The 22,413-nt window shown below is 63.7% G+C and carries 27 protein-coding genes; 13 read left to right on the top strand and 14 right to left on the bottom strand.

The window, feature by feature from the left end:
* Window positions 1-31: 31 nt before the first annotated feature.
* Window positions 32-1,228: an acyltransferase family protein gene (locus GHT07_RS05640; protein ID WP_153584093.1), complete on the top strand. Its 1,197-nt coding sequence runs from the start codon at window positions 32-34 to the stop codon at window positions 1,226-1,228.
* On the opposite strand, the gene GHT07_RS05635 is transcribed toward GHT07_RS05640, so the two are convergent.
* Genes GHT07_RS05635 through lplT form a run of 3 tightly spaced genes read right to left on the bottom strand, consistent with a single transcriptional unit; the run spans window position 1,161 to window position 3,854 of the window.
* Window positions 1,161-1,643 (bottom strand): glutathione peroxidase, encoded by a 483-nt coding sequence (locus GHT07_RS05635; protein ID WP_153584092.1) that lies wholly within the window; start codon window positions 1,641-1,643, stop codon window positions 1,161-1,163. The genes GHT07_RS05640 and GHT07_RS05635 overlap by 68 nt on opposite strands.
* 26 nt (window positions 1,644-1,669) lie before the next feature.
* The gene (locus GHT07_RS05630) at window positions 1,670-2,578 is read right to left on the bottom strand and encodes a DMT family transporter (protein WP_153584091.1); all 909 of its coding nucleotides are present in this window, start codon (window positions 2,576-2,578) and stop codon (window positions 1,670-1,672) included.
* Window positions 2,571-3,854, bottom strand: a complete 1,284-nt coding sequence (lplT, locus tag GHT07_RS05625) for a lysophospholipid transporter LplT (protein ID WP_153584090.1) — start codon at window positions 3,852-3,854, stop codon at window positions 2,571-2,573. The genes GHT07_RS05630 and lplT overlap by 8 nt, the downstream gene beginning before the upstream one ends.
* A gap of 103 nt (window positions 3,855-3,957) precedes the next feature.
* Here lplT and alr point away from each other — a divergent pair, with 103 nt between their 5' ends.
* Together alr and GHT07_RS05615 are read left to right on the top strand one after the other, a co-directional pair.
* A complete protein-coding gene (alr, locus tag GHT07_RS05620) occupies window positions 3,958-5,055 on the top strand; it encodes an alanine racemase (protein WP_153584089.1) in 1,098 nt (365 codons plus the stop codon).
* Complete coding sequence (locus tag GHT07_RS05615; protein ID WP_153584088.1) at window positions 5,052-5,849, top strand: hypothetical protein; 798 nt, start codon at window positions 5,052-5,054, stop codon at window positions 5,847-5,849. Before alr ends, GHT07_RS05615 begins: the two co-directional genes overlap by 4 nt.
* 2 nt (window positions 5,850-5,851) lie before the next feature.
* On the opposite strand, the gene GHT07_RS05610 is transcribed toward GHT07_RS05615, so the two are convergent.
* From GHT07_RS05610 to hpaR, 11 genes are read right to left on the bottom strand one after another with little or no spacing between them, the layout of a single operon-like run.
* Window positions 5,852-6,754: an EamA family transporter gene (locus tag GHT07_RS05610; RefSeq protein WP_153584087.1), complete on the bottom strand. Its 903-nt coding sequence runs from the start codon at window positions 6,752-6,754 to the stop codon at window positions 5,852-5,854.
* A complete protein-coding gene (locus tag GHT07_RS05605) occupies window positions 6,754-7,749 on the bottom strand; it encodes a 2-dehydropantoate 2-reductase (RefSeq protein WP_153584086.1) in 996 nt (331 codons plus the stop codon). Before GHT07_RS05605 ends, GHT07_RS05610 begins: the two co-directional genes overlap by 1 nt.
* Window positions 7,750-7,755: 6 nt before the next feature.
* Complete coding sequence (locus GHT07_RS05600; RefSeq protein WP_153584085.1) at window positions 7,756-8,532, bottom strand: class II aldolase/adducin family protein; 777 nt, start codon at window positions 8,530-8,532, stop codon at window positions 7,756-7,758.
* A 14-nt stretch (window positions 8,533-8,546) separates the two neighbouring features.
* Window positions 8,547-9,329, bottom strand: a complete 783-nt coding sequence (locus tag GHT07_RS05595; protein WP_153584084.1) for an aldolase/citrate lyase family protein — start codon at window positions 9,327-9,329, stop codon at window positions 8,547-8,549.
* A gap of 30 nt (window positions 9,330-9,359) precedes the next feature.
* On the bottom strand, window positions 9,360-10,157 hold the full coding sequence (hpaH, locus tag GHT07_RS05590) for a 2-oxo-hept-4-ene-1,7-dioate hydratase (RefSeq protein ID WP_153584083.1): 798 nt from the start codon (window positions 10,155-10,157) through the stop codon (window positions 9,360-9,362).
* Complete coding sequence (locus GHT07_RS05585) at window positions 10,154-10,558, bottom strand: 5-carboxymethyl-2-hydroxymuconate Delta-isomerase (protein ID WP_153584082.1); 405 nt, start codon at window positions 10,556-10,558, stop codon at window positions 10,154-10,156. The genes hpaH and GHT07_RS05585 overlap by 4 nt, the downstream gene beginning before the upstream one ends.
* A 14-nt stretch (window positions 10,559-10,572) precedes the next feature.
* Complete coding sequence (gene hpaD / locus GHT07_RS05580; RefSeq protein WP_194792837.1) at window positions 10,573-11,445, bottom strand: 3,4-dihydroxyphenylacetate 2,3-dioxygenase; 873 nt, start codon at window positions 11,443-11,445, stop codon at window positions 10,573-10,575.
* A gap of 2 nt (window positions 11,446-11,447) precedes the next feature.
* Window positions 11,448-12,905: a 5-carboxymethyl-2-hydroxymuconate semialdehyde dehydrogenase gene (gene hpaE / locus GHT07_RS05575; protein ID WP_153584080.1), complete on the bottom strand. Its 1,458-nt coding sequence runs from the start codon at window positions 12,903-12,905 to the stop codon at window positions 11,448-11,450.
* A 4-nt stretch (window positions 12,906-12,909) separates the two neighbouring features.
* Window positions 12,910-13,656 (bottom strand): fumarylacetoacetate hydrolase family protein, encoded by a 747-nt coding sequence (locus tag GHT07_RS05570; protein ID WP_323740812.1) that lies wholly within the window; start codon window positions 13,654-13,656, stop codon window positions 12,910-12,912.
* Window positions 13,653-14,276 (bottom strand): fumarylacetoacetate hydrolase family protein, encoded by a 624-nt coding sequence (locus tag GHT07_RS05565; protein ID WP_153584079.1) that lies wholly within the window; start codon window positions 14,274-14,276, stop codon window positions 13,653-13,655. The genes GHT07_RS05570 and GHT07_RS05565 overlap by 4 nt, the downstream gene beginning before the upstream one ends.
* Complete coding sequence (gene hpaR, locus GHT07_RS05560) at window positions 14,273-14,704, bottom strand: homoprotocatechuate degradation operon regulator HpaR (protein WP_153584078.1); 432 nt, start codon at window positions 14,702-14,704, stop codon at window positions 14,273-14,275. Before hpaR ends, GHT07_RS05565 begins: the two co-directional genes overlap by 4 nt.
* A gap of 90 nt (window positions 14,705-14,794) precedes the next feature.
* Here hpaR and radA point away from each other — a divergent pair, with 90 nt between their 5' ends.
* From radA to GHT07_RS05510, 10 genes are all read left to right on the top strand, one after another.
* Window positions 14,795-16,174 carry a DNA repair protein RadA gene (gene radA, locus GHT07_RS05555; protein WP_153584077.1) on the top strand — a complete coding sequence of 460 codons (1,380 nt, stop codon included), beginning with the start codon at window positions 14,795-14,797 and terminating at the stop codon, window positions 16,172-16,174.
* A gap of 79 nt (window positions 16,175-16,253) precedes the next feature.
* Window positions 16,254-17,309: a L,D-transpeptidase family protein gene (locus GHT07_RS05550; protein WP_153584076.1), complete on the top strand. Its 1,056-nt coding sequence runs from the start codon at window positions 16,254-16,256 to the stop codon at window positions 17,307-17,309.
* On the top strand, window positions 17,306-17,851 hold the full coding sequence (locus tag GHT07_RS05545) for a M23 family metallopeptidase (RefSeq protein WP_153584075.1): 546 nt from the start codon (window positions 17,306-17,308) through the stop codon (window positions 17,849-17,851). Before GHT07_RS05550 ends, GHT07_RS05545 begins: the two co-directional genes overlap by 4 nt.
* A gap of 73 nt (window positions 17,852-17,924) precedes the next feature.
* On the top strand, window positions 17,925-18,359 hold the full coding sequence (locus GHT07_RS05540) for a glycerate kinase (RefSeq protein ID WP_153584074.1): 435 nt from the start codon (window positions 17,925-17,927) through the stop codon (window positions 18,357-18,359).
* 42 nt (window positions 18,360-18,401) lie between these two features.
* Entirely contained in the window at window positions 18,402-19,337 is a 936-nt protein-coding gene (locus GHT07_RS05535; protein WP_153584073.1) for a branched-chain amino acid transaminase, read from the top strand.
* Window positions 19,338-19,339: 2 nt separating this feature from the next.
* Window positions 19,340-19,561, top strand: a complete 222-nt coding sequence (locus GHT07_RS05530; RefSeq protein WP_153584072.1) for a zinc-finger domain-containing protein — start codon at window positions 19,340-19,342, stop codon at window positions 19,559-19,561.
* Between the two features lie 3 nt (window positions 19,562-19,564).
* A complete protein-coding gene (gene waaF, locus GHT07_RS05525) occupies window positions 19,565-20,554 on the top strand; it encodes a lipopolysaccharide heptosyltransferase II (RefSeq protein WP_228488201.1) in 990 nt (329 codons plus the stop codon).
* A 3-nt stretch (window positions 20,555-20,557) separates the two neighbouring features.
* Entirely contained in the window at window positions 20,558-21,745 is a 1,188-nt protein-coding gene (locus tag GHT07_RS05520) for a YbfB/YjiJ family MFS transporter (RefSeq protein ID WP_153584071.1), read from the top strand.
* A 50-nt stretch (window positions 21,746-21,795) separates the two neighbouring features.
* On the top strand, window positions 21,796-22,089 hold the full coding sequence (locus GHT07_RS05515) for a CopG family ribbon-helix-helix protein (protein ID WP_153584070.1): 294 nt from the start codon (window positions 21,796-21,798) through the stop codon (window positions 22,087-22,089).
* Window positions 22,086-22,412 (top strand): type II toxin-antitoxin system RelE/ParE family toxin, encoded by a 327-nt coding sequence (locus tag GHT07_RS05510; protein ID WP_323740811.1) that lies wholly within the window; start codon window positions 22,086-22,088, stop codon window positions 22,410-22,412. Before GHT07_RS05515 ends, GHT07_RS05510 begins: the two co-directional genes overlap by 4 nt.
* Window position 22,413 lies beyond the last annotated feature (1 nt).

The raw sequence follows: 22,413 nt of genomic DNA, 5'->3' as shown, positions 1-22,413 counted from the left end.
ATCATCGCCGTCCTGACCCAAGAGAACACCGATGAACCGCCGACACGACATCGACGCGCTGCGCGCACTGGCATTTGCACTCGTCATCATCTACCACGTGGGCATGTACTACGTGGCCGGCTGGCACTGGCACCTGAAAAGCCCGCACGACGCGCAGTGGTTGCAGTGGCCGATGCGCGCGCTCAACCTGTGGCGCATGGACCTGGTGTTCCTGATTTCCGGGCTGGCACTGGGCTTCATGCGGGGAGGGCGCAGTGCGGTGCTGCGTGAACGCGGCCGGATGCTGCGTGAACGCAGCAAGCGCCTGCTGCTGCCGCTGGCCTTTGGCATGGCGGTGGTCGTGCCCTTCCAGCCGTATGCGCAAGGTGTGGCCAACGGCCTGGTCGCGCCCGGCTTGGGCGACTTCCTGCTGCGCTACTACGCGTTCTCTGCATGGCCCGCCGGCGCGTTCGACGGCTGGGAAGCACGCATCACCTGGAACCATCTCTGGTACCTGGCCTACCTGTGGCTCTACACGGCGGTGCTCGTGCTGGCACTGCCGCTGCTCGATTCGAAGTGGGGCCAAGGCTTGCGGCAAGCATTCGTTGGCCTGCGCGGTGCCCGACTGGTGCTGCTGCCGATGTTGCCCCTTGCCGTCTACGCGCTGACGCTCGCGCCAGGCTTTCCGCCCACGCGCGACCTGATTCATGACTGGTGGCTGCACGCGGCGTACTTCACGCTGTTTCTCTACGGCTGGTGGATGGGCGTGGACGCGGGCCTCTGGAATGAAATGAAGCGGCTGCGCTATCGCACGCTGGCGGCGTCACTCGCACTCATGGTGGCTGTGCTCGCGCTCGTGGCCACGGTGCCGAGCGGCCCAGCGCGCGCATTCGTTCGCGTCGTTGCCCAGGCGTATCTGTGGATCACGGTGGTTGCCGTGCTGGGCTGGGCGCACGCGAGCCTCAACCGACCGTGGCCCTGGCTCGCGTGGGCCAACGAGAGCGTCTATCCGTGGTACGTGCTGCACCAGACGGTGATCATCGTGCTGGTGGTGTGGCTCGCGCCGCTGGCGCTCGGGCCTGTCGTGGAGCCAGTGTTGCTGGTGGCAGGCACGGTGTGCGGCTGCTGGGCCACCACGGCGCTGGTGCAGCGGGCGCGATGGCTGCGCCCGCTGTTCGGCCTCAAGCCAGTGCCGCCTCGATATCCTTCGCCAGCGAGGCAGGTGCATCCGCCGGTGCATAGCGCTTGATCACCTGGCCATCCTTGCCGACGAGAAACTTCGTGAAGTTCCACTTGATCGACTTGCTGCCGAGCAAGCCTGGCGCTTGCGCGCAGAGCCACTTGTAAAGCGGCGCTGCCGTGTCGCCGTTCACGTCGATCTTCGACATCATGGGGAACGTCACGCCGTAATTGACCTGGCAGAACGACGAGATCTCATCGTTGGAGCCGGGGTCTTGCGAGCCGAACTGGTTGCACGGAAACCCCAGCACCACGAGCCCTTTGCTGCCATACGTCTTGTGCAGCTCTTCCAGCCCGGCGAACTGCGGCGTGTAGCCGCATGCGCTGGCCGTGTTGACGATGAGCAGCGGCTTGCCCTTGAATTTCGCCAGCGATACGGGTTTGCCGTCGATGCCAGTCGCTTCAAAGTCGTAGATGGTGGTCATGGAGAGCTCGCGAACAATGAAGCTGGCTATTGTGCGGCAGCCTTCGCTGGCGCGGGAGACCACGCCGACCACAGGGCTGCCGACAGAATCATCGCGCCGCCAATCCAGGTGCGTGTTGCCATCTCTGCGGCGCCGAGCGCCACGGACGACACGCTCGCGAACACCACTTCGCTCAGCATGATGAGCGCGCCCGTGTGTGCGTTGACGCGGGACGCGCCGTACTGCAGCGCAATGTTGCTCGCCAGGAAGCCCAGGCTCAGCGCAATGCCCACGCCCACCCAGCCGAAGCTTGGCGCGGGCGGCGCTGCGATCAGGCCGAGCGCGAGGGCGACCAGCCCTGCGACTGCCGCGCTCACCGCACCACCGCCGAACATCGCCAGGATGCGCGAAGGCGCGTCAACGCCCTTCATCTTGCGCAGCAGGATATTGGTGAGCGCGAAGCTGAAGCCGCCCGCAATCGCGAGCCAGTCGGCAATGCTTTCCGGCACCGGCCATTGCACATCGGGCCGCTTCAGCACGACGATGACGCCTGCCATCGCCAGCACCAGCCGCACGAGTGACATGGATGTGGGCCGCTCGCCGAGCAAGGGCCACGCGAGGATCACGCTCCACGCCGGCATCAGGTAGAACAGCAGCACCACGCGCACCACGTCGCCCACTGTCACGGCCCAGTTGAAGCCGACGTTCGTCAGGCCCGCGGCAAGCGCCAGCACCCACAGCAACGGCTCGTTCGCAAAGCTGCGCCAGGCCCGCGGGCGCACGGCCAGCAGCAAGACCAGCGACACGACGTAGATGAGTGCAGTGGCCCACAGCGGATGCAGGCCGCGCTCGTGCAGCACACGGAAAGGCCACCATGACACGCCCCACACGAATGCATTGAGCATCAGGGCGAACACGGCAGCCGGCGGCGCGCGGCCGCTCGATGCGTCAACCATGCGGGGTGTCGTGGCGCGCCACCTTCATCAGGTGCTCGACTTCTTCGGGGTGGTTTTTCAGGTTGTACAGGTGCCAGTGCCTGATGAGCGCCATCACGCCGGCCACCAGCGCGCCGAACGCGAAGATCGCGCCGAACGCCGACAGGCCAAAGCCCGTGGAGAGGCTGTAGAAAGCGCCCAGGCCCAGGATGCACGCTTGCTCGTTGAAGTTCTGCACGGCGATTGAGCGGCCGGCGCCCATCAGGTTGTGGCCGCGGTGCTGCAGCAATGCGTTCATCGGCACGACCAGGAAGCCGCCCAGGCCGCCCATCAGGATCAGGAAGGGCACCGCCACCCATACGTTGTTGATGAAGACCATCACGATGATCAGCACGCCCATCAGGATGCCCATCGGAATCACTTTGGTGGCTGAATCCAGCCGCATCCGCATCGACGCAATCACCGCGCCGACAGCAGTGCCGATGGCCACCACGCCGCCAAGCGACGACGCCTGCGTGGTGCTGTAGCCCAGCGCTGCCGCGCTCCATGCCAGGATGATGTAGCGCAGGTTGCCGCTCACGCCCCAGAAGAGCGTGGTGGTGGCCAGCGAGATCTGGCCGAGCTTGTCGCGCCACAGGCGTGAGTTGCACATCCAGAAATCGGGCACGAGCTCCAGCGGGTTCTTCGGGATGGGCCGCATCTCGACGCCCGTCAACGGGATGCGCGTGTTGAACCACGCGGCCAGTGCATAAATGAAGATCAGCACCGAGATCGCCGCTTCAGGCGCTGTGTCGACGCTGGTCTCGATGAAGGGGAAGTCGAACGCCAGCATGCGGCTCGACAACATGTGTCCCACCAGTTGCCCGCCCAACAAAATGCCCAGGATGATCGACGCGATCGTCAGGCCTTCGATCCAGCCATTGGCCTTCACGAGCTGCGACGACGGCAGCATTTCAGTGAGGATGCCGTACTTGGCGGGCGAGTACGCAGCAGCGCCCAAGCCGACCACGGCATAGGCGGCGAGCGGGTGCAGGCCGAACAGCATGAGCAGGCAGCCCGCCACCTTGATCGCGTTGCTGGCAAACATGACCACGCGCTTGGGGTAGGCATCGGCGAACGCACCCAGCCATGGCGCGAGCACCACGTAAAACAACGCGAAGATCGGCACCAACGCGGCGCGCTGCCATTCGGCGCCGCCATTGCCCTTGATCAATTCGACCGCGGCAACGAAAAGCGCCTGGTCGGCCAGCGACGAAAAGAACTGGGCCGACATCAGGGTGTAGAAACCGCGCTTCATGTGCATGCGTGGCCGCATCAGTAGCACTGATGGGCGGTGTTTTTGAGGCTGTCTCCAACGGATCAAAGGTTTATATCACGCGGGGTAATGACAGAATCCCGCAATGCCCCGTCCTATCCTGGCCACGATTGATCCACAAGCCATCACCAATAACCTTGCGCGCGTGCGGCTTGCAGCGCCTGACGCGAAGGTCTGGGGCGTGGTCAAGGCGAACGCCTACGGGCATGGCATCGAGCGCGTGTATGAATCATTGCGCGCAGCTGATGGGTTCGCACTGCTCGACCTGGCTGAAGCGCAACGCGTGCGCGCACTCGGCTGGCGCGGGCCCATCCTGCTGCTCGAAGGCGTGTTCGAAGCGCGCGACCTGGAGCTGTGCTCGCGCCTGAACCTGTGGCACGCGGTGCATTGCAATGAGCAGATCGACATGCTCGCTACGCACAAGACGCAGCAGCCACATCGCGTGTTCCTGAAAATGAACTCAGGCATGAACCGCCTGGGCTTCGCGCCGCAACGCTATCGCGCCGCATGGACGCGGCTCGATGCGTTGCCGCAAGTCGATGAGATTTCATTGATGACGCACTTCAGCGATGCCGACGGCGCGCGTGGCATTGCGCACCAGGTGAAGGTGTTTGAGGACATCACCCATGACCTGCCGGGCGAGCGCTCGCTGGCCAACAGCGCCGCGAGCTTGCGCTTTGGCCAGGACGCCGTGGTGCGCGGCGACTGGATCCGCCCTGGCATCGCCGTGTACGGCAGCGCGCCGGACTTTCCGGATCACGACATCGCGCACTGGGGCCTGCAGCCGGTGATGACGCTCGCGTCACGCATCATTGGCGTGCAGCAATTGCAACCCGGCGACACGGTGGGCTATGGCTCCAGCTTCAAGGCCGATGTGCCGCTGCGCATCGGCATCGTGGCGTGCGGCTACGCGGATGGGTATCCGCGTCACTGCTCGACGGGCACGCCGATTCTTGTGGATGGCGTTCGCACGCGGCTCGTCGGCCGTGTGAGCATGGACATGCTCACGGTGGACATCACGGACATGCCGCATGCGCACATCGGCTCTGAAGTCACGCTGTGGGGGCGCGCGTCGAACGGCGCACTGCTGGCCATTGACGAAGTCGCGCGCGCAGCCGGCACCGTGGGTTATGAGTTGATGTGTGCCGTGGCACCACGGGTGCCGTTTGCTGCAATGGCATGAAATCCCAAGTGTCGGACTGGCGCTCGGTCCGATTGTGGGAGCGCGGCATCGAGCAACACCTTCGCGCAAGACACCCTCTGTGGATGTATGGCTGGCTCATTGGCCTTGCCGTGTTGGGGCTGATGTGGGGTGCGGCGCATCTGCAGATGATGGCGGGCCTGCATTCGCTCGCGCTGCGCTATCTCTTGACGCTTGGCATTGGATATTTGTTCTATTTGCTGGTACTTCGGTGGTGGGCTGGAGCACTGGTGGATCGAAGCAGCCTCGACATCTCAGGACTCGATGGACCAGGGATCAGCCACTCGCCGTCCGGCCCTGATCTCAGTGCGGTCGACCTGCCCGGCATGCACGCGGGTGGAGGAGGTGACTTCGCCGGGGGTGGCGCCACGGGAGATTTCTCGGCGGGCGGCGGTGATTTTGTGGGCGGCGTGGCTCAGGGCGCCGTGGAAATCGCAGCCGGGTCAGAGGAGGGCGCCGTTGTGGTGGTTCCGGTCGTCGCGGTCTTCCTCATTGGCTTGGCCCTCATCTTTGGAGCAGGCTCATTGTTGATGCTCTACTTCGGCTGGGAGGCGCTTCTGACGGCGGCGGTCGAAATCGCGTTCAGCTACGTGTCTGCGCGGACTGCCATGCGAGTGGTTCGTGAGGGTTGGTTGTCGGCGGTGGTGCGGCTGACGTGGAAACCGCTGCTGGGCGCGGTAGCGTGCGCGGTGCTACTTGGCGGCGCAATTGACTACTTCATCCCTGCCGCGAACTCACTGCCGCAAGCCATCCACATGATTCGCGCGTCACGATAGCGTCACCGCCGGCGCAACCCCAGCGCCATCACAGCGCCCACAACAATCAATGCGCCGCCGACCTGGATCGGCGCAATGGTCTGCCCCAGCACCAGCCAGCCCAGCGCCAGCGCGAACACGGGCTCCACATTCATGATCGCTGAATTGCCCACGACTCCCAGCCGCGGCAGCACGGTGAACATGATGGTGAAGGCAGTGCCATAGAGGAACGTGAGCGCTGCGAGCCCGCCCCATCCAGCAGGCGCAGCCGGCAAATGAAAGCCGCCTTGCAGCGCGACAGTGAGCAGTGCCACCAGGCCTGCCATCGTCATCGTGGTGGCCGTGCGAACACGCCCATCGACATCGCCGGCCTCATGTTGCGTGAGCACCAGCGCCAGACCGAACGTTGCCGCCGCCGCCAGCGCAAAGCCGACACCCGCGCCGATGCGCGCCCACTGACCCGCTGCGCCGAGGCCCGACGCCGCGCCGAATACATCGAGTGCGAGTGCGAGCCCTGCAAGGATCACCGGCATCGCGATCACCAGCGCGCGCTCGGGTGGCCGCCGGTAGACCACGAACGACCAGATAGCCGTCCAGATCGGGTAGGTGTTGAACGCCAGCAGCGCAAGCGCCACAGGCAAGCGCGCCACCGCCGAGTAGAGACACAAGCTCTGCAAACCGATCAGCAAGCCGATCACGGGCAGCATCCGCTTGTGGCGTGCGGTGAACGCGACGCGCACCCGTTGCGATGCAAGCAGCACACCGAGCACCGTCGCCGTGACGGCGCTGCGGAACACCACCGCCGTGGCCACATCGACGCCGTTGTTGAACGCGACGCGCGCCGCGACGTGATTCGCCCCCATCATCAATGCGATGAGCAAGAGCGTGGCGAAGGCTGCGCCGCTGATGGCTTTGCCGGCGGGCATCAATACAACCCGCGCACCCGCGCATGCAGCCGCGCCAGGCCCAGCAGCGCGTCTGTCCAGGGCGTCGGCACATCCGTCAGTGCGCCCAGTTCTTTCACCACCGTCACCAGCGCATCAAGCTCTACAGCGCGACCCGCTTCCACGTCTTGCAGCATCGACGTCTTGAACGCGCCGAGCTTGCGCGTGACCTGGTGCCGGTCTTCAGGCTGCTGGTCGATCGGTATGCCGATGCGCGCGCCGATCTCTTTGGCTTCGAGCATGACTTTGCCGATGAAGGCGCGAACAAGTTCATCGTCGAGCACGCGGTCAGTCGTGGCTCCGGTCATGGCGCTGATGGGGTTCATCGTCATGTTGCCCCACAGCTTGAACCACGCATCACGCTGGATTTGATCCGACAGCACGGACTCCAGCCCCGAGCGTTCAAGCAGCGCTTGCAACGCGCGCGCACGCTGCGTCTTCTGGCCCGACGGCTCGCCGATGATCACCTTGTTGCCGAAGTGCTGCCGCACATGCCCAGGCGCGTCGAGCGAGCAGCTCGCGTGCACCACGCAGCCGATGATGTGCTTGCCCGGCACTTGCTTCGCGATGCTTCCGCCCGGGTCAACCGCCTGCAGCGCATGCCCTTCGAACTTGCCGCCAAAGCCTTCGAAAAACCACCACGGCACGCCGTTCATGGCAGTGAGCACGATGGTGTCGGCGCCAATCAACGGCGCTATGGACTTCGCGACCTCGCCCATCGAAGGCGCCTTCACCGCGACGACGACGACATCCTGCACGCCTAAGTCGGCGGGCGTATCGCTGGCGCGCACCCGCACGTTCTGCGTTTTGCTGCTCGCGGCCTGTGTGAGTGAGAGGCCGTTCGCCTTCACCGCCGCAAGCGTGGCACCGCGTGCCACCACACTCACATCGCAACCGGCTAGCGCCAGCCGCAGGCCCAGCCACCCGCCGATGGCGCCAGCGCCGTAGATGCAAACCTTGTTCAACTGCTGTGTCATCGCGCTTCAGTGCTTGTAAGAGTCGTCGATGCGATTGACGCGTCGCACCATGGCATCGAACACGTCCTGCCCCGCGCCGAAGCGCTGGTCCCACTGGAAAGAATCCGCCACAGTTTTTTCAGCGACGGCGACGGGCACCGGAATCGCCGGGCCAAGCGCGGCCTGCGCCATCTGGATTTCGCAGGCGCGCTGCAGCGTCCACAGCCGCACAAACGCGAGCGGCAGCGTCGGCGCCCACGTGAGCAGGCCGTGATTGCGCAGGATGACTGTGGGCTTGTCGCCGATGTTCTTGAGCAGGCGCGGCGCTTCGTCCGCATGAATCGTGATGCCCTCGAAGTCGTGATACGCGACAAGGCCGTGCAGCTGCGCGGAATAAAAGTTGTTCTGCGCCAGACCACCTGCCGTACAAGCCACCGCGAGACCCGCCGTCGTGTGCGTGTGCATCACACAATGCGCCTGCGGCAGGTTCTCGTGGATCGCCGAATGCACCGTGAACCCAGCCGGGTTCACAGGCCACGGGTTGTCGTCGAGCTTGTTGCCCTTCACGTCGATCTTGAGCAGGTTGCTTGCCGTGACTTCGCTGTAATGAAGGCCGAACGGGTTGATGAGGAACTGCTTCTGCCCACCCGTGACGCTATCGGGCAGGCGCACCGTGATGTGGTTGTAGATCATCTCGGCCCAGCCGAGCATGTCGAAGACGCGGTAGCACGCGGCAAGTTGCACGCGCGCCTTCCACTCGTCCGGATGCATGGTCGAGACGACGGGTTTGAGAATGGCGTTCATTTCATGCTCTCCAATCACTTTGATTTGAAACGCGAGGCGAGGGCGGAGGTGTGCTTTGTCAGCAGATTGCCATCCAGCCCCACCGCAACAAACTCTGTCTTCAACTCGTCGATGTAGCGGCGAGCCACTGTTTCATCGGGCCAGAGGATGCCTGCGGCTTTGCCCGCTTTGTGGATGCGCTTGATTGCATCTTCAATCGCCGCCTGCACTTGCGGGTGCATCGGGTCGCCGACGTGTCCAAGCGCTGCCGACAGGTCAGCCGGCCCGATGAAAACGCCATCGACGCCTTGCGTCGCCGCAATCGCATCGAGGTTATTGAGCGCCTCGCGCGTCTCGGCTTGCACCAGCAGGCACACCTGGTCGTTTGCTTCTTTCGCGTAGTTGGGAATGCGGCCCCAGCGTGATGCGCGCGCGCCGCCCATGCCGCGAATGCCGCCGGGCGGATAGCGCATCGCCTGCACGAGCGCGGCGGCTTGTTCCGCTGTGTCCACCATGGGCACGAGCAGTGTCTGTATGCCCAGATCGAGGTACTGCTTGATCAGCGTCACGCCGATGTTGCCGTGACCCACGGGTACGCGAGCGATGGCATGCGTATCCGGATACGCGGCAATCGTCTGCGCCTGCTGCAGGATGGAGCGCACATCGTTGGGTGCGTGCTCACCGTCAATCAACAACCAGTCGAAGCCGGCGCCGGCGCAGATTTCGGTGGAGTAGTGACTTGCCAGACCCACCCACAGGCCGATCTGCGTTCGCTTGTCGCGCAGCGCTTGCTTGAATGGATTGATGGGCGTTTGCATGGGTGTCCTTGGCTGGAAGAGAAAGGGTGATCAGACAAACCGGAATTCAAAACGGCCGAGCGCGCCATAGTCAGCGTCAAAGAGGTCGCCCCGTTTGGCGATGGCAGGCCGCGTGAACGAGCCTGCGAGCACCACTTCGCCAGCTTCAAGAAACTCGCCCCAAGGCGCGAGCTTCATCGCGAGCCACGCCACGCCGACAGCAGGGTGTCCCTGCACGCCAGCGGCAAGGCCCGTTTCTTCCACCGCGCCGTTTTGCCGCAGGATCGCGCCGCACCACGGCAGATCAACCTCACGCGGCTTGACTTGGCGGCCCGCCAGAATGATGCCGGCGTTGGCTGCGTTGTCGCTGATCGTGTCTTGCACGCGGCGCATCTTCTTGCTGTGCCGGTCGAACTGCTCAATGCGCGCGTCGATGATTTCGATGGCGGGGTGCACGTAGTCCGTCGCGTCGAGCACGTCTTCAATCGTGATGTGGCTGCCTTGCAGGCGGCGCTTGAGGATGAACGCCAGCTCTACTTCGACGCGGGGCGCAATGAAGCGGTCGAAGGGAATGTCGCCGGCTTCAAAGAACATGTCGTCGAGCAGCGTGCCGTAGTCAGGCTCGTCGATCTGGCTGGACAGCTGCATGGCGCGCGAGGTCAGGCCGATCTTGTGGCCGCGCGGCGTGCGGCCTTCTGCAATTTTCATCGCGACCCAGGCGCGCGAGATCGCGTAGCCGTCCTCAATCGTCATCTCCGGAAAGCGCTTGGAGAAATGCTCAAGCTGCACACGCGACTTCTCGCTCTCGTTGAGTTCGCGCGCCAGTTGCTGGATCAGTGCTTCGTTCATTTGTTAAACAGCGGATGCAGGGTGCTGTGCTTGCCGTCGTACACCTGGCCCGGGCTCTCGTCGATCTGCAGTGTGATGCCCAGCAAGCTCGAATCGAACACGGGTGCGAAGTGCTGCTTCACGACATCGAGCAAGCCGTCGCCCGCCCTCTTCTTGACTGCCTCGCTGCGCCCCGCGGCCATTCGCACGTTGAGATACATGAAGCCATAGTCGCCCTTGCCATCCGCCACCGCGTAATGCGCGGCGGGGTAGGCCAGCACGCGCGTGCCGCCAGTTGGAAACACCTGCTTGCCCGCTTCATCACGCACGGTGAGCATGTGGTCCGCCAGCGAGCGGCACAGCACATCAAGATCGGTGAGCTTCTCGATGTTGGGTGTGTAGAGAATCACGAGATGCGGCATGCCGGTCGGCTCCCTTAATTGGGGTCAGATTCCAATTTCGTCACCGGAAAGATCGCGTTGATCTGCCCCGTGCCCGAGCTGCCGAAATACGGCGTGACGATTTCGGCGGGCGCCTTGTAGTCAGTCCAGCCGAGCATGCCCAGCAGCATCGCGGTGTCGTGCATGTCGCCCTCGCCCCAGCACTTGTCCGCGTACATCGGCAGCATGCCAATGAACGTTTTCCAGTCGCCTTGCTTCCAGAGTTCGACGACGCGGTGATCGACTTGTTCGAGGAACGGGTCGTAGAGCTTGTGCATGAACTCGGGTGCGCGCCCGTTGTCGGCGAAGTGATGCGACAGCGATCCGCTTGCAAACACCGCCACAGTGCCGTCGTACTTCTCTTCGATGGCTTTGCGAACGGCCAGGCCAAAGCGGCCGCTCTCATCTAGGTCGTGCCAGTCGCACCAGCCGCTCACGCACACCACCTTGTAGTGCTGGTCGCTGTTCATGTAGCGCATGGGCACGAGCGTGCCGTATTGCAGCTCGAGCGTCGTATCGGAATGTGCGCGTGACTTGACGCCCATTTCATTCGCTGTGTCCGCAATCATGTGGCCGAGCGCCGGGTTGCCCGGATAGGCGTAAGGCAGGTTCTTGATGAAGTGCGGCAACTCGTTGCTCGTGTACACGCCTTCAAACTTTGGGCCGCAGTTGATGTGATATTCGCTGTTGACTTGCCAGTGCACATCGAACACCACGATCGTGTCCACGCCGAGTGCGCGGCATCGCCTGTCGATTTCTTTGTGGCCTGCAATCGCGGCGTCGCGGCAGCCGAAGTTCGGCCCCGGAAACTCCGACAAGTACATCGACGGCACGTGTGTGATCTTCGCTGCCAGTGCGAGTGTGCCCATGGTCAGACTCCCCAGTGCGGAATGTGGTGCGAACCCATCGACACGGCGATGTTCTTCGGCTCGCAGAACACTTCATAGCTCCACGTGCCACCTTCACGGCCCGTGCCCGATGCTTTTGTGCCGCCGAACGGCTGGCGCAAGTCGCGCACGTTCTGGCTGTTCACGAAACACATGCCTGCTTCAACGGCGGCTGCTACGCGATGCGCCTTGCCGATGTTCTCTGTCCACACATAGCTCGACAGGCCGTAGTCGATGTCGTTGGCCAGCGCGATCGCATCGGCTTCGTCCTTGAACGGAATCAGGCACGCGACGGGCCCGAAGATTTCTTCCTGCGCGATGCGCATGCGGTTGTTCACATCGGCAAACACAGTGGGCATCACATAGTTGCCCTTCCTCACGCGATCGGGCAGCTGCGGTGCGTCGAGGCCACCGCACAGCATCGTCGCGCCTTCTTTCGGGCCGAGTTCGATATAGCTGCGCACCTTGGCGAGGTGGGCCTGCGAAACCATCGGCCCGATGATCGTTTTGTCATCCAGCGGGTCACCAACGGTGAGCTTTTTCGCGCGCGCCACGAACTTCTGCGCGAAGTCGGCGTAGATCGATTGCTGCACCAGGATGCGGCTGCCCGCCGTGCATCGCTCGCCGTTGTTGGAGAAGATCATGAACACCGCAGCGTCGAGCGCGCGATCAAGATCGGCATCGTCGAAGATCACGAAAGGCGACTTGCCGCCAAGCTCCATGCTGAACTTCTTCAACCCCGCTTCCTTCACGATGCGGTTGCCTGTGGCAGTCGAGCCGGTGAACGAAATCGCGCGCACATCTTTGTGGCGCACGAGCGGCTCACCAGCCTGCTTGCCGTAGCCATGCACGAGATTCAGCACGCCGGGCGGTATGCCGGCCTCCAGTGCGAGCTCACCAAGCCGCGACGCCGTCATGGGCGACAGCTCGCTCATCTTCAACACCGCGGTGTTGCCAAAAGCCAGGCAGGGCGCAACTTTCCACGTCGCCGTCATGAACGGAACGTTCCAAGGTGAGATCAGCGCGCACACGCCCACCGGATGGAACAGCGTGTAGTTCAGGTGCGTCTCGGTCGGGTACGTGTGGCCATCGACGCGCGTGCACATTTCTGCGAAGTAGTAGAAGTTGTCGGCAGCGCGCGGAATCAGCTGCTTGCCGGTCTGCGCGATGACTTGCCCGCAGTCGTTCGTCTCCATCTGCGCGATCTCGGGCACATGCGCGGCGATCAGGTCGCCGAGCTTGCGGATCAGCTTCGCACGCTGCGGCGCGGGCGTCGCGGCCCACTTCGGGAAAGCCTGCTTCGCTGCGGCAACGGCAGCATTCACTTCGTCTTCACCGCCCGATGCAACTTCCGCGAGCACTTCCTGCGTTGCGGGGTTCAGGGTCTCGAAGTAGTCGCGGCCCGCAACGTGCTTGCCGTCGATGAGATGGTCGATTCGCATGTGGCTATCCGATGGTGTTCATGAGGGCGCCGATGCCCTCGATCTCGGTGACGATCACATCACCGGCCTTGCAATCGACAACGCCGTCGGGCGTGCCGGTGAGAATGATGTCGCCGGGTTGCAGCGTCATGAAAGCGCAGAAGTATTCGATGAGGAACGGCACGTCGAAGATCATGTCCTTCGTGTTGCCCGATTGCGTGACCTTGCCGTTCACGGTGGTGGAGAGTGCGAGCGCCATCGGGTTGGGCACGTCCTTCGCAGCTACAAACCAAGGGCCGATCGGCGTTGTCGCATCGCGGTTCTTCACGCGCAGGTTGGGCCGGTACCAGTTCTCGAGATAGTCGCGAATGGCGTAGTCGTTGGCCACGGTGTAGCCGCCAATGAAGTCATAGGCGTCATCGCGTTTCACCTTGCGTGCCGTGCGGCCGATGATGATCGTGAGCTCGCACTCGTAGTGCATGAAGTCAACGCCTGCAGGGCGCCGCGTGACTTGGCGGTGGCCTGTCAGCGCGGTCTCGCCTTTGAGGAAGACGAGCGGCTCGTCGGGCGCCTTGAACTCGAGCTCTTTCGCGTGGTCGGCGTAGTTCAGGCCCAGCGCGAGGATCGTGCGCGGCAGCGGGGTGGGCTCCAGCGGCGGCAGCCACGTCACAGCGTCGAAAGCGACCAGCGTGCCGTCGTCCAAAGCCAGCTGGCCGTCACGCTCCATAGCGCGTTGCGCAACGCCGTTGTGGATGATGCGCGCGGTCTTCACGGTGCCTCCGCGATCAACGTATTCGTGAGCGTGCCAAGCGCTGGCATGCTGATCGAAATGGTGTCGCCCGCGCGTGCGAGCGGCCTGCCGACGTCGCAGCCGAGCATCAGCACATCGCCCGCAGCCATCGTCATGAATTCGCCGACATCGGCCAGCAGGCGATCGGCGGGGCGCACCAGGTCAGCAAAGCGGACGGTCTGCTTCAGCTCGCCGTTGATGCGCACTTCGAGCTTGAACACCGAAGGATCGCCTGCCTCATTGCGTGCGCGCAGGCGGCTGCCGATGCCGAGAAAGCCGTCGATGCACTTGAACTTCACGGGCGGGCGAAAGAAGCTTGCGTGCGGCACTGACAAATCGTTCATCAACACATAGCCGGCCACTTCGCTGCCACCTTTCATCACCATGCCGATCGTCGCGCCCACTTCAACTTGCGGCACGTTGGCAGGCAGCGTGATCGCAGCGCCATCCGCGCTCCAGGTGTTGGCGGGCTTGATGTAGAGCACGGGTGCTTTCGGCGGTGCCTTGTAGGGCGCCTCATTCATCTTCGGCGCCCATGCATCGAACTCGCCGCGAAAGTTCAGCAGCGTGCCGTACACCGTGCGCATGGCGGGCATGCTCATGGCTGCTCCAGTTCAATGACTTCGTCGAGCAGCTCGTACAGCTGTGCGAGCTTGCGTTTGCCGAGTGACTTTTCCATCCACTCGTAATGCGCCTCGATCGTGCGCGAGAGTTTTTCCACGAGCTTCAATCCTTTCGCCGTGGCTTCAACGACGGTGCGGCGCTGGTCCGCCGGGTCACGTTCACGGCGTATGAGGCCATCGCGCTCCATGCGTGCCAGCACGCCTGTCAAGCTCGGCCCCACGATGTACGCCTCGCGCGCCACACGCCCTGTTTCCACAACGCCGTGTTCACCGAGCACGCGCAGCACGCGCCATTGCTGGTCCGACAGGCTGTGTTCGCGCAAGCTCGGCCGTGTGTGCGCCATGACCGACTCACGCGCTTGCAGTAGCAGGCGCGGCAGGTTGCGGTGGACGAATGGTGTGGCCATGGTGGGCTTTTATTTAACATGTGAAATGAATGGCGGTCAAGGCGGGTTTCCCGCTCTGCGGTGAGGCTGCGCAGATATAGTCCACCGCACATGGCCAAGGAAAAGACATCATTCATCTGCACCGAATGCGGTGGCAGCAGCGCGCGCTGGCTGGGCAAATGCCCGCACTGCGAGGCGTGGAACACACTCATCGAAACCACTGCTGAAGCACCAGCTGCCGCCGTCAAGAACCGCTTCGCTTCACTGGCGAAGACCTCGGAAGTCGCGGTGCTTGCCGACATTGAGGCCAGCGAAGTTGACCGCACACCCACAGGTATCTCTGAACTCGACCGTGTGCTCGGCGGCGGCATCGTCGAAGGCGGAGTCGTGCTCATCGGTGGTGACCCGGGCATCGGCAAATCGACACTGCTGCTGCAGGCACTCGACGGCTTGCAGCGCGCTGGAGTTCCTACGCTATACGTCACCGGCGAAGAAAGCGGTGCGCAAGTCGCGCTGCGCTCGCGCCGGCTCGGGCTGGACCGGTCGCAGGTCAGCGTGCTGGCGGAGATCCAGCTCGAAAAAATCCTGTCGACGATTGCATCGACGCAGCCTGCGGTCGCGGTGATCGATTCAATCCAGACGGTCTATTCCGACCAGCTCACGTCCGCGCCTGGCTCTGTCGCACAAGTGCGCGAGTGCGCCGCGCACCTCACGCGCGCCGCGAAGTCCAGCGGCACGTGCATCGTGCTCGTGGGCCATGTCACCAAAGAGGGCGCACTGGCCGGCCCGCGCGTGCTGGAGCATATGGTCGATACGGTGTTGTACTTTGAAGGTGACACGCATTCGAGTTTTCGGCTCGTGCGCGCGATCAAGAACCGGTTTGGCGCGGTGAACGAGATCGGCGTTTTCGCGATGACAGAGAAGGGCCTCAAAGGCGTCGCGAATCCGAGCGCGATTTTTCTGTCGCAACACAGCGAACCGGTGCCCGGCAGCTGCGTGTTGGTCACGCTCGAAGGCACGCGGCCCATGCTGGTGGAAATCCAGGCGCTGGTCGACAGCGGCGGTGTGAGCCCGCGGCGCCTGTCCGTTGGCCTTGACCGCGACCGGCTCGCCATGTTGCTGGCGGTGTTGCATCGCCATGCAGGCGTTGCGTGCATGGACCAGGACGTGTTCGTCAACGCAGTGGGTGGTGTGCGGATCTCCGAGCCGGCAGCTGACCTGTCGGTGATGCTGGCGATCACGTCGAGCCTGCGTGGCCGCGCATTGCCCAAGGGCTTCATTGCCTTTGGTGAAGTGGGCCTGGCCGGTGAAGTGCGGCCCGCGCCGCGCGGCCAGGAGCGCCTGCGCGAAGCAGCCAAGCTGGGCTTTTCCATTGCCGTGGTGCCGAAGGCAAACGCGCCCAAAAAGGGCAGCCGCGAGATCGAGGGCCTCACGATCCACCCGGTGGAGCGCATCGAGGAGGCGATGGAAGTCGTCCGGTCGCTGCAGTAAGACACAAGGAGGCGATGGCTTCCTACACAACCGTGAGCGTGTGGGGACAAGACTGGGGCAAATCCCCAGGACCATCGCCATGCCTTCCCCACACGCCTTCACGCGGCTCGCCGCTTCTCTCCTGTGCTTGTCGCTCGCCATCGCAGGCGCCCCGGCCACAGCGGCCACCGGCAAGACGCATCACGGCACAGGCCATCACACCTCGCCGCAGGCAGCATCAGCGGCGGCCAAAGCCTTCGACTTCGACGCATTCAAAAGCGCGACAGACACGCCGCTGCTAAAGACTGGCAGCAAGGGCCTGGCAGTCGCGCGCGCCCAGATCCTGCTTGACCGCGCATGGTTTTCCGTCGGTGAGATCGACGGGCGCTACGCCGCGAACATGCAGCGCATCGTGCGGGCCTACCAGCTCGCCCGCGGCCTGCAAGCCACAGGCACCGTGACCACTGAGACATGGCAGGCCCTGCGCGAAGAAGGCGCAATGCCTCTGACACGCTACACCTTGACCGACAAGGATGTTGCGGGGCCGTTCGAGAAGACGCCGCCCAAGATGGCCGACCGCGCGTTGCTCAAGTCACTGCCGTATGAGTCGCTGGATGAAGCGATGGCCGAAAAATTCCACGCAAGCGTCGCCTACATCAAGTCGCTGAACGGCGGCGCCAGCATGGCTGCGGGCAGCGAAATCATCGTGCCGAACGTGCTCGATACCAAGCCGCCCGTGAAGGGAGCGTCCATCGAGATCGACAAGCAAGCGCGCGTGCTTTACGTGCTCGACGCAGGCAAGAGGCCCATCGCGGCCTTCCCGATCAGCATCGGCAAGGAAGACCGCGATCCGTTGCCGCTCGGCTCGATGGCGATCAAGACCGAAGTCAAGAACCCCACTTTCACCTACGACCCCAAGCTGCTCAAGGATGCGCCGCGCGACGCTGCGAAGATGGACATTCCCGCCGGCCCGAACAACCCGGTGGGCACGATCTGGATGGGCCTGTCGAAGCCGCACTGGGGCATTCACGGCACATCGAACCCTTCGAACGTGGGCCACTCCGAAACGAACGGCTGCATCCACCTGACCAACTGGGACGCCGAGCGGCTGTCGCAACTGGCCAAAGCCGGCTTCAAGGTTGAAGTGAAAGCATGAGGCCGTGGGGCAGGGCCACGCATTGGCGTGCGGGTTGTGCTATCGCAGTCGCGGCGGGCAGCGTCTGGGCTGCGCCCGTTGACGACGCCGCGGCAGTAGCGGCGCTGCGCGCGCGGCAGCTTGAGATTCCGGTTCAGGGATTGAAAGCGCCACAGGTCACGGACACCTACCAGCAAGCCCGCGCAGGCGGCACGCGGTCGCACGAGGCGCTGGACATCGCTGCGCCTGCAGGCACGCCAGTGCGCGCCGTGGAAGACGGCAAGATCGTCAAGCTCTTTCGCAGCGTGCCCGGCGGCATCACCATCTACCAGTTCGATCCGGGGCAGCAGTTTGCGTATTACTACGCACACCTTGAGCGCTATGCACCCGCGCTGGTTGAAGGAGCAGTGGTGCGCAAGGGCGAGGTGATCGGCTATGTCGGCAGCACCGGCAATGCCAGCGCGGCGGCGCCGCACCTGCACTTTGCGATCTTCCGGCTCGGGCCGCAGCGCCAGTGGTGGCGCGGCGAGCCGATCAACCCCTTCCTGGTGTGGCGTCCGTGACGATGCTGGAAAACCAAATGCCTACGCACTAGCCACACGGGGCGCGCTCGCTGCGACACGCGACAATCGCGCCATGAATCTGCGTCCCATTCTTGCCGCCGTCGCTGGCGTCTTGCTCCTCTTCGCCGGCTGGCGTGCTTATGGCGGCGCCGGCCTGGCCATCGTCGCAACCGGCCTGGTCACCTGGATGCTGCTGTGGGTCACACGAATGATTCACGTGCTGAAGAAGGCCGCTGACCAGCCCAAGGGCTATGTAGCCAGCGCCGTGATGCTCAATGCCAAGCTCAAGCCGAAGGTCAACCTGCTGCATGTGATGGCCATGACCAACTCGCTGGGCGATCGCCTCTCGGCTGAAGATGAACAGCCCGAAATCTTCCGCTGGACTGACGGTGGCGGCTCGAGCGTCACCTGCGAATTTGCCGATGGCCGGCTGGTGAAATGGGCGCTCGACCGGCCGCCCGAAGCCGCCAACGACGCCCATGCCGGCCCGCCAGCGGGCGCGCCTTAAAATCTTGCGTTCACCCAAGCGACTTCAACACAAGGATTCCCAATGAGCGCTGTACCCAGCATGGCCGACCGCGACGGCAAGATCTGGATGGATGGCCAGATGGTGGACTGGCGCGACGCCAAGATCCACGTCCTGACGCACACCCTGCACTACGGCTGCGGCGCTTTCGAAGGCGTACGCGCTTACAACACAGTCAACGGCACCGCGATCTTCCGCCTGCAGGAGCACACCGAGCGGCTCTTCAACAGCGCCAAGATCCTGCGCATGCAGATTCCGTTCACCAAGGAGCAGGTCAACCAGGCCCAGCTCGACGTGGTGCGCGAAAACAAGCTGGAGAGCTGCTACCTGCGCCCGCTCACCTGGATCGGCTCGCAAAAGCTCGGCGTCAGCCCGCGCGGCAACCAGATTCACCTGATGGTCGCGGCCTGGCCCTGGGGCGCGTACCTGGGCGAAGAAGGCATGAAGCGCGGCATCCGCGTCAAGACATCGAGCTACACGCGCCACCACGTCAACATCACCATGACGCAGGCCAAGGCCGTGAGCAACTACACCAACTCGATCCTCGCGAATATGGAAGCGCTGGACGACGGCTACGACGAAGCGCTGCTGCTCGACAGCTCCGGCTTTGTGTCCGAAGGCGCAGGCGAAAACATCTTCGTGATCAAGGGCGGCGTGATCTACACGCCTGATCTGTCTGCGGGTGCGCTCAACGGCATCACGCGCAACACGGTTTTGCACATCGCCAAAGACCTCGGCATCGAAGTCGTGCAAAAGCGCATCACGCGCGACGAGGTCTATATCTCTGACGAAGCGTTCTTCACCGGCACCGCTGCTGAAGTCACGCCGATCCGCGAGCTTGACCGCATCGAGATCGGCGCCGGTTCGCGCGGGCCTATCACCGAGAAAGTGCAGAGCGCGTTCTTCGACATCGTGAACGGCCGCAATCCCAAGTACGCCCATTGGCTGAGCAAGGTTTGATCATGACAACCACCGAGCGCAAGCAAACCGTGGTCGAAGTACTGGCCAAGGACCTGAATGACAACGGCGGCGTGTTCTGCCCGAGCCCGCTGGCCGGCATGAAGATCTGGAACACGCATCCGCGCGTGTACCTTGACGTGGCATCGACAGGCGAGGCGCGTTGCTCGTATTGCGGCACGGTGTACCGGCTCAAGGCGGGCGAGCACTTTGGCGGCGGGCACTGAGCGTTGACCGCCCTCGTCATCGCGCCGCAATGGATCGGCGATGCGGTGATGACAGAGCCGTTGCTGCGCCGCCTGCGCGCACGTGGCGAGAGGCTGGTGGTAGGCGCGGTGCCGTGGGTGGCGCCGGTGTACCGTGCGATGCCGCATGTCGATGACGTGATCGAGTTTCCGTTTCAACATGGCGGCTTGCAGTTCAAGGCGCGCCGCTCGATTGCCCGGCAGGTCGAGGGCCAGTTCGATACAGCCTACGTGCTGCCCAACTCCCTCAAAAGCGCGCTGCTGCCCTTTCTTGCAAACATTCCCAAGCGGGTTGGTTACCTGGGCGAGGCGCGCGTCGGCCTGCTCACGCACCGGTTGAAGAATCCGGTGAACAAACCGCCCATGGTGGCGTTCTACTCGGCGTTGTCGGGCGACAGGGACGGCCTGGCCGATGACCAGCCGCGCTTGCACTTGCCTGAAGAGCACATCATTTCCGCATTGGCTGCGCAAGGCTTGCAGCGCGGCAGCTACTACGTCTTCGCGCCGGGCGCCGAATACGGCCCGGCCAAGCGCTGGCCTGCGATTCATTACACCGAACTCGCCCGCTCGCTCGATGCGCCCGTGCTCCTGCTCGGCTCCGGAAAGGAAGGCGCGCTGTGCGAGGAGATCGCAGGCGCTGACCCAAAGCAGGTCGTGAATCTGGCGGGCAAGACATCGTTGCTGGATGCGTTTGCGTTGATCGCGGCGGCACGCGCTGCGGTCAGCAACGACTCGGGGCTGATGCATGTGGCGGCCGCATTCGGTGTGCCGCAGGTTGCAGTGTTCGGCTCGTCGAGCCCGCGCCACACGCCGCCGCTCAATGACAAGGCGCAAGTCGTCTGGCTGAAGGATGACGCGGCCTACCAGCCGCCGCTCGACTGCGCGCCATGCTTTGAGCGCGAGTGCCCGCTGGGGCACACGCGCTGCCTCGTCGACATCACGCCCGAACGTGTCGCCGCTTTGCTGCGCGGGTAGACGATGACGAGCGCCACCTCGCGCGTCTCGCTCTCGCCTGCTGCGGTGCTTGTCGCCGGCTTGCTGTCACTGTCTGTGGCGATGGGCATTGGCCGCTTCGCCTTCACGCCGATGCTGCCGTTGATGCTGGCCGAGGGCCAGCTCGACATCGCGACAGCGGGCTGGGTTGCGGCTGCGAACTACGTCGGCTACCTGCTGGGTGCCATGACAGCATCCAGGCTGAAGTGGAGCGCAACGCGCCTTTGCGCCGCGGCATTGCTCATGACTGTGGTGTTGACCGCCGCGATGGCGCTGCCCGTCCCGGCATGGGTCTGGGCGGCGATGCGCTTGCTGGCCGGTGCGTGCAGCGCGTGGGCATTCGTGGGCACGTCAGTGTGGTGCCTGGGCGCGCTCGCGCGGCTGCAGCGGCCGGCCTGGGGCAGCAGCATGTACGCGGGCGTTGGCCTGGGCATCGCTGCCGCAGGGATGTATTGCCTGGTGGGCGCGAGTCTGGGAGCAGCGGCGCCGTCACTGTGGATGCAGCTCGCCGTGTTCGCGACCCTGCTTTGCCTGCCCGTGTGGCTGATGCTCAGGCGCCTCGACGCGCCACTGCCCGCCGCTGCTTCGCTACCGGAGGCGACTGCAGCGCCTGCTGGCCTTCGCGGACTCGCGATCTGCTACGGCGTCTTCGGCTTCGGCTATATCCTGCCCGCGACGTTCCTGCCGGTGCTTGCCCGTTCAGTTGTCGAAGACCCGCGCCTCTTCGGCCTCGCCTGGCCGGTGTTCGGCACGATGGCAGCGGTATCTGCGCTGGTTGCAGGCGTGCTCTTGCGGCGTGCCACGCGCCTGCAGGTCTGGGCGGTGTCGAACGTGCTGATGGGCGTCGGTGTGCTGCTGCCCAGCCTGTGGCTTGCGGGCTGGAGCATTGCGTTGTCGGCCTTACTCGTTGGCGGCACTTTCATGATCGTGACGCTGGCCGGCGTGCAGGAGATTCGTGCGCGCGCTACCGGCGACCCGACCCGGCTCGTCGCGCGCATGACATCCGCGTTTGCAGTGGGACAGATCGCAGGGCCGGTGGCGTCGTCGCTGCTGTTGCATGTGCCGACGTTGCGCGAGCAAGGGCTCGACCTGGCATTGCAGGCGGGTGCGCTGGCGTTGTTTCTTGCTGCGGCTTGGTTGTGGTGGGAGGACAAGGCGCGCAGTCGGCATTGAGTTTGTCTTGTAGCACTGGCGTGCTACAGTCAAACGCAAGGAGACTTGTCATGTCAACCACCACCATCCGCTTGGGCGACCTGAAGGAGCGCATCGCCATAGCTGCACAGCACGCGGGCAAATCGCCGCACGCCTACATCGTCGACGCGATCAGTGAGTCAGTCGCTCGTGACGAGCAGCGTGCCGAGTTCGTGAATGCGGCGCTAGCACGCCGCCAGAAATACCTTGCAAGCGGCCGATCCGTTTCCTTCGAAGCCATGGAGGCTTACGCACTCGCTTCCGCGCGTGATGAAAAGCGTGCAAAACCAACAGCGCGCGCAAAGAAATCGGTGAAGTCGGCGTGAGGATCGAGTTTGCAGAAGACTTTCATCAGGACATCGACAGAATCACGGACCACCTCATTGCCCATGGCGCGCAAGTCGAAATGCGGATCGCTGAAATTTTCGAGGCATTGAAGATTTTGCGTCGCAACCCGTATATCGGGTACGAGGTTGAGGGCGGAATGCGAGAACTGGTGATCGGAGACAAGAACAAGCGGCGAGGCTATATCGCGCTTTACGACGTCTACGAAGATAGTGCAGATGACAAGGTCGATGACGAGGACGAGCCCAAGGGGGTTATCTTTGTCAACGCCATCCGCTCGCAACAAGAGAGCGGCTATCACTGAA

Source organism: Caenimonas koreensis DSM 17982, from assembly GCF_009646335.1.
Lineage (GTDB): Bacteria > Pseudomonadota > Gammaproteobacteria > Burkholderiales > Burkholderiaceae_C > Ramlibacter > Ramlibacter koreensis.
Note: the sequence above shows the minus strand (reverse complement) of the source record. Positions and strands in the feature narration are given on the sequence as shown.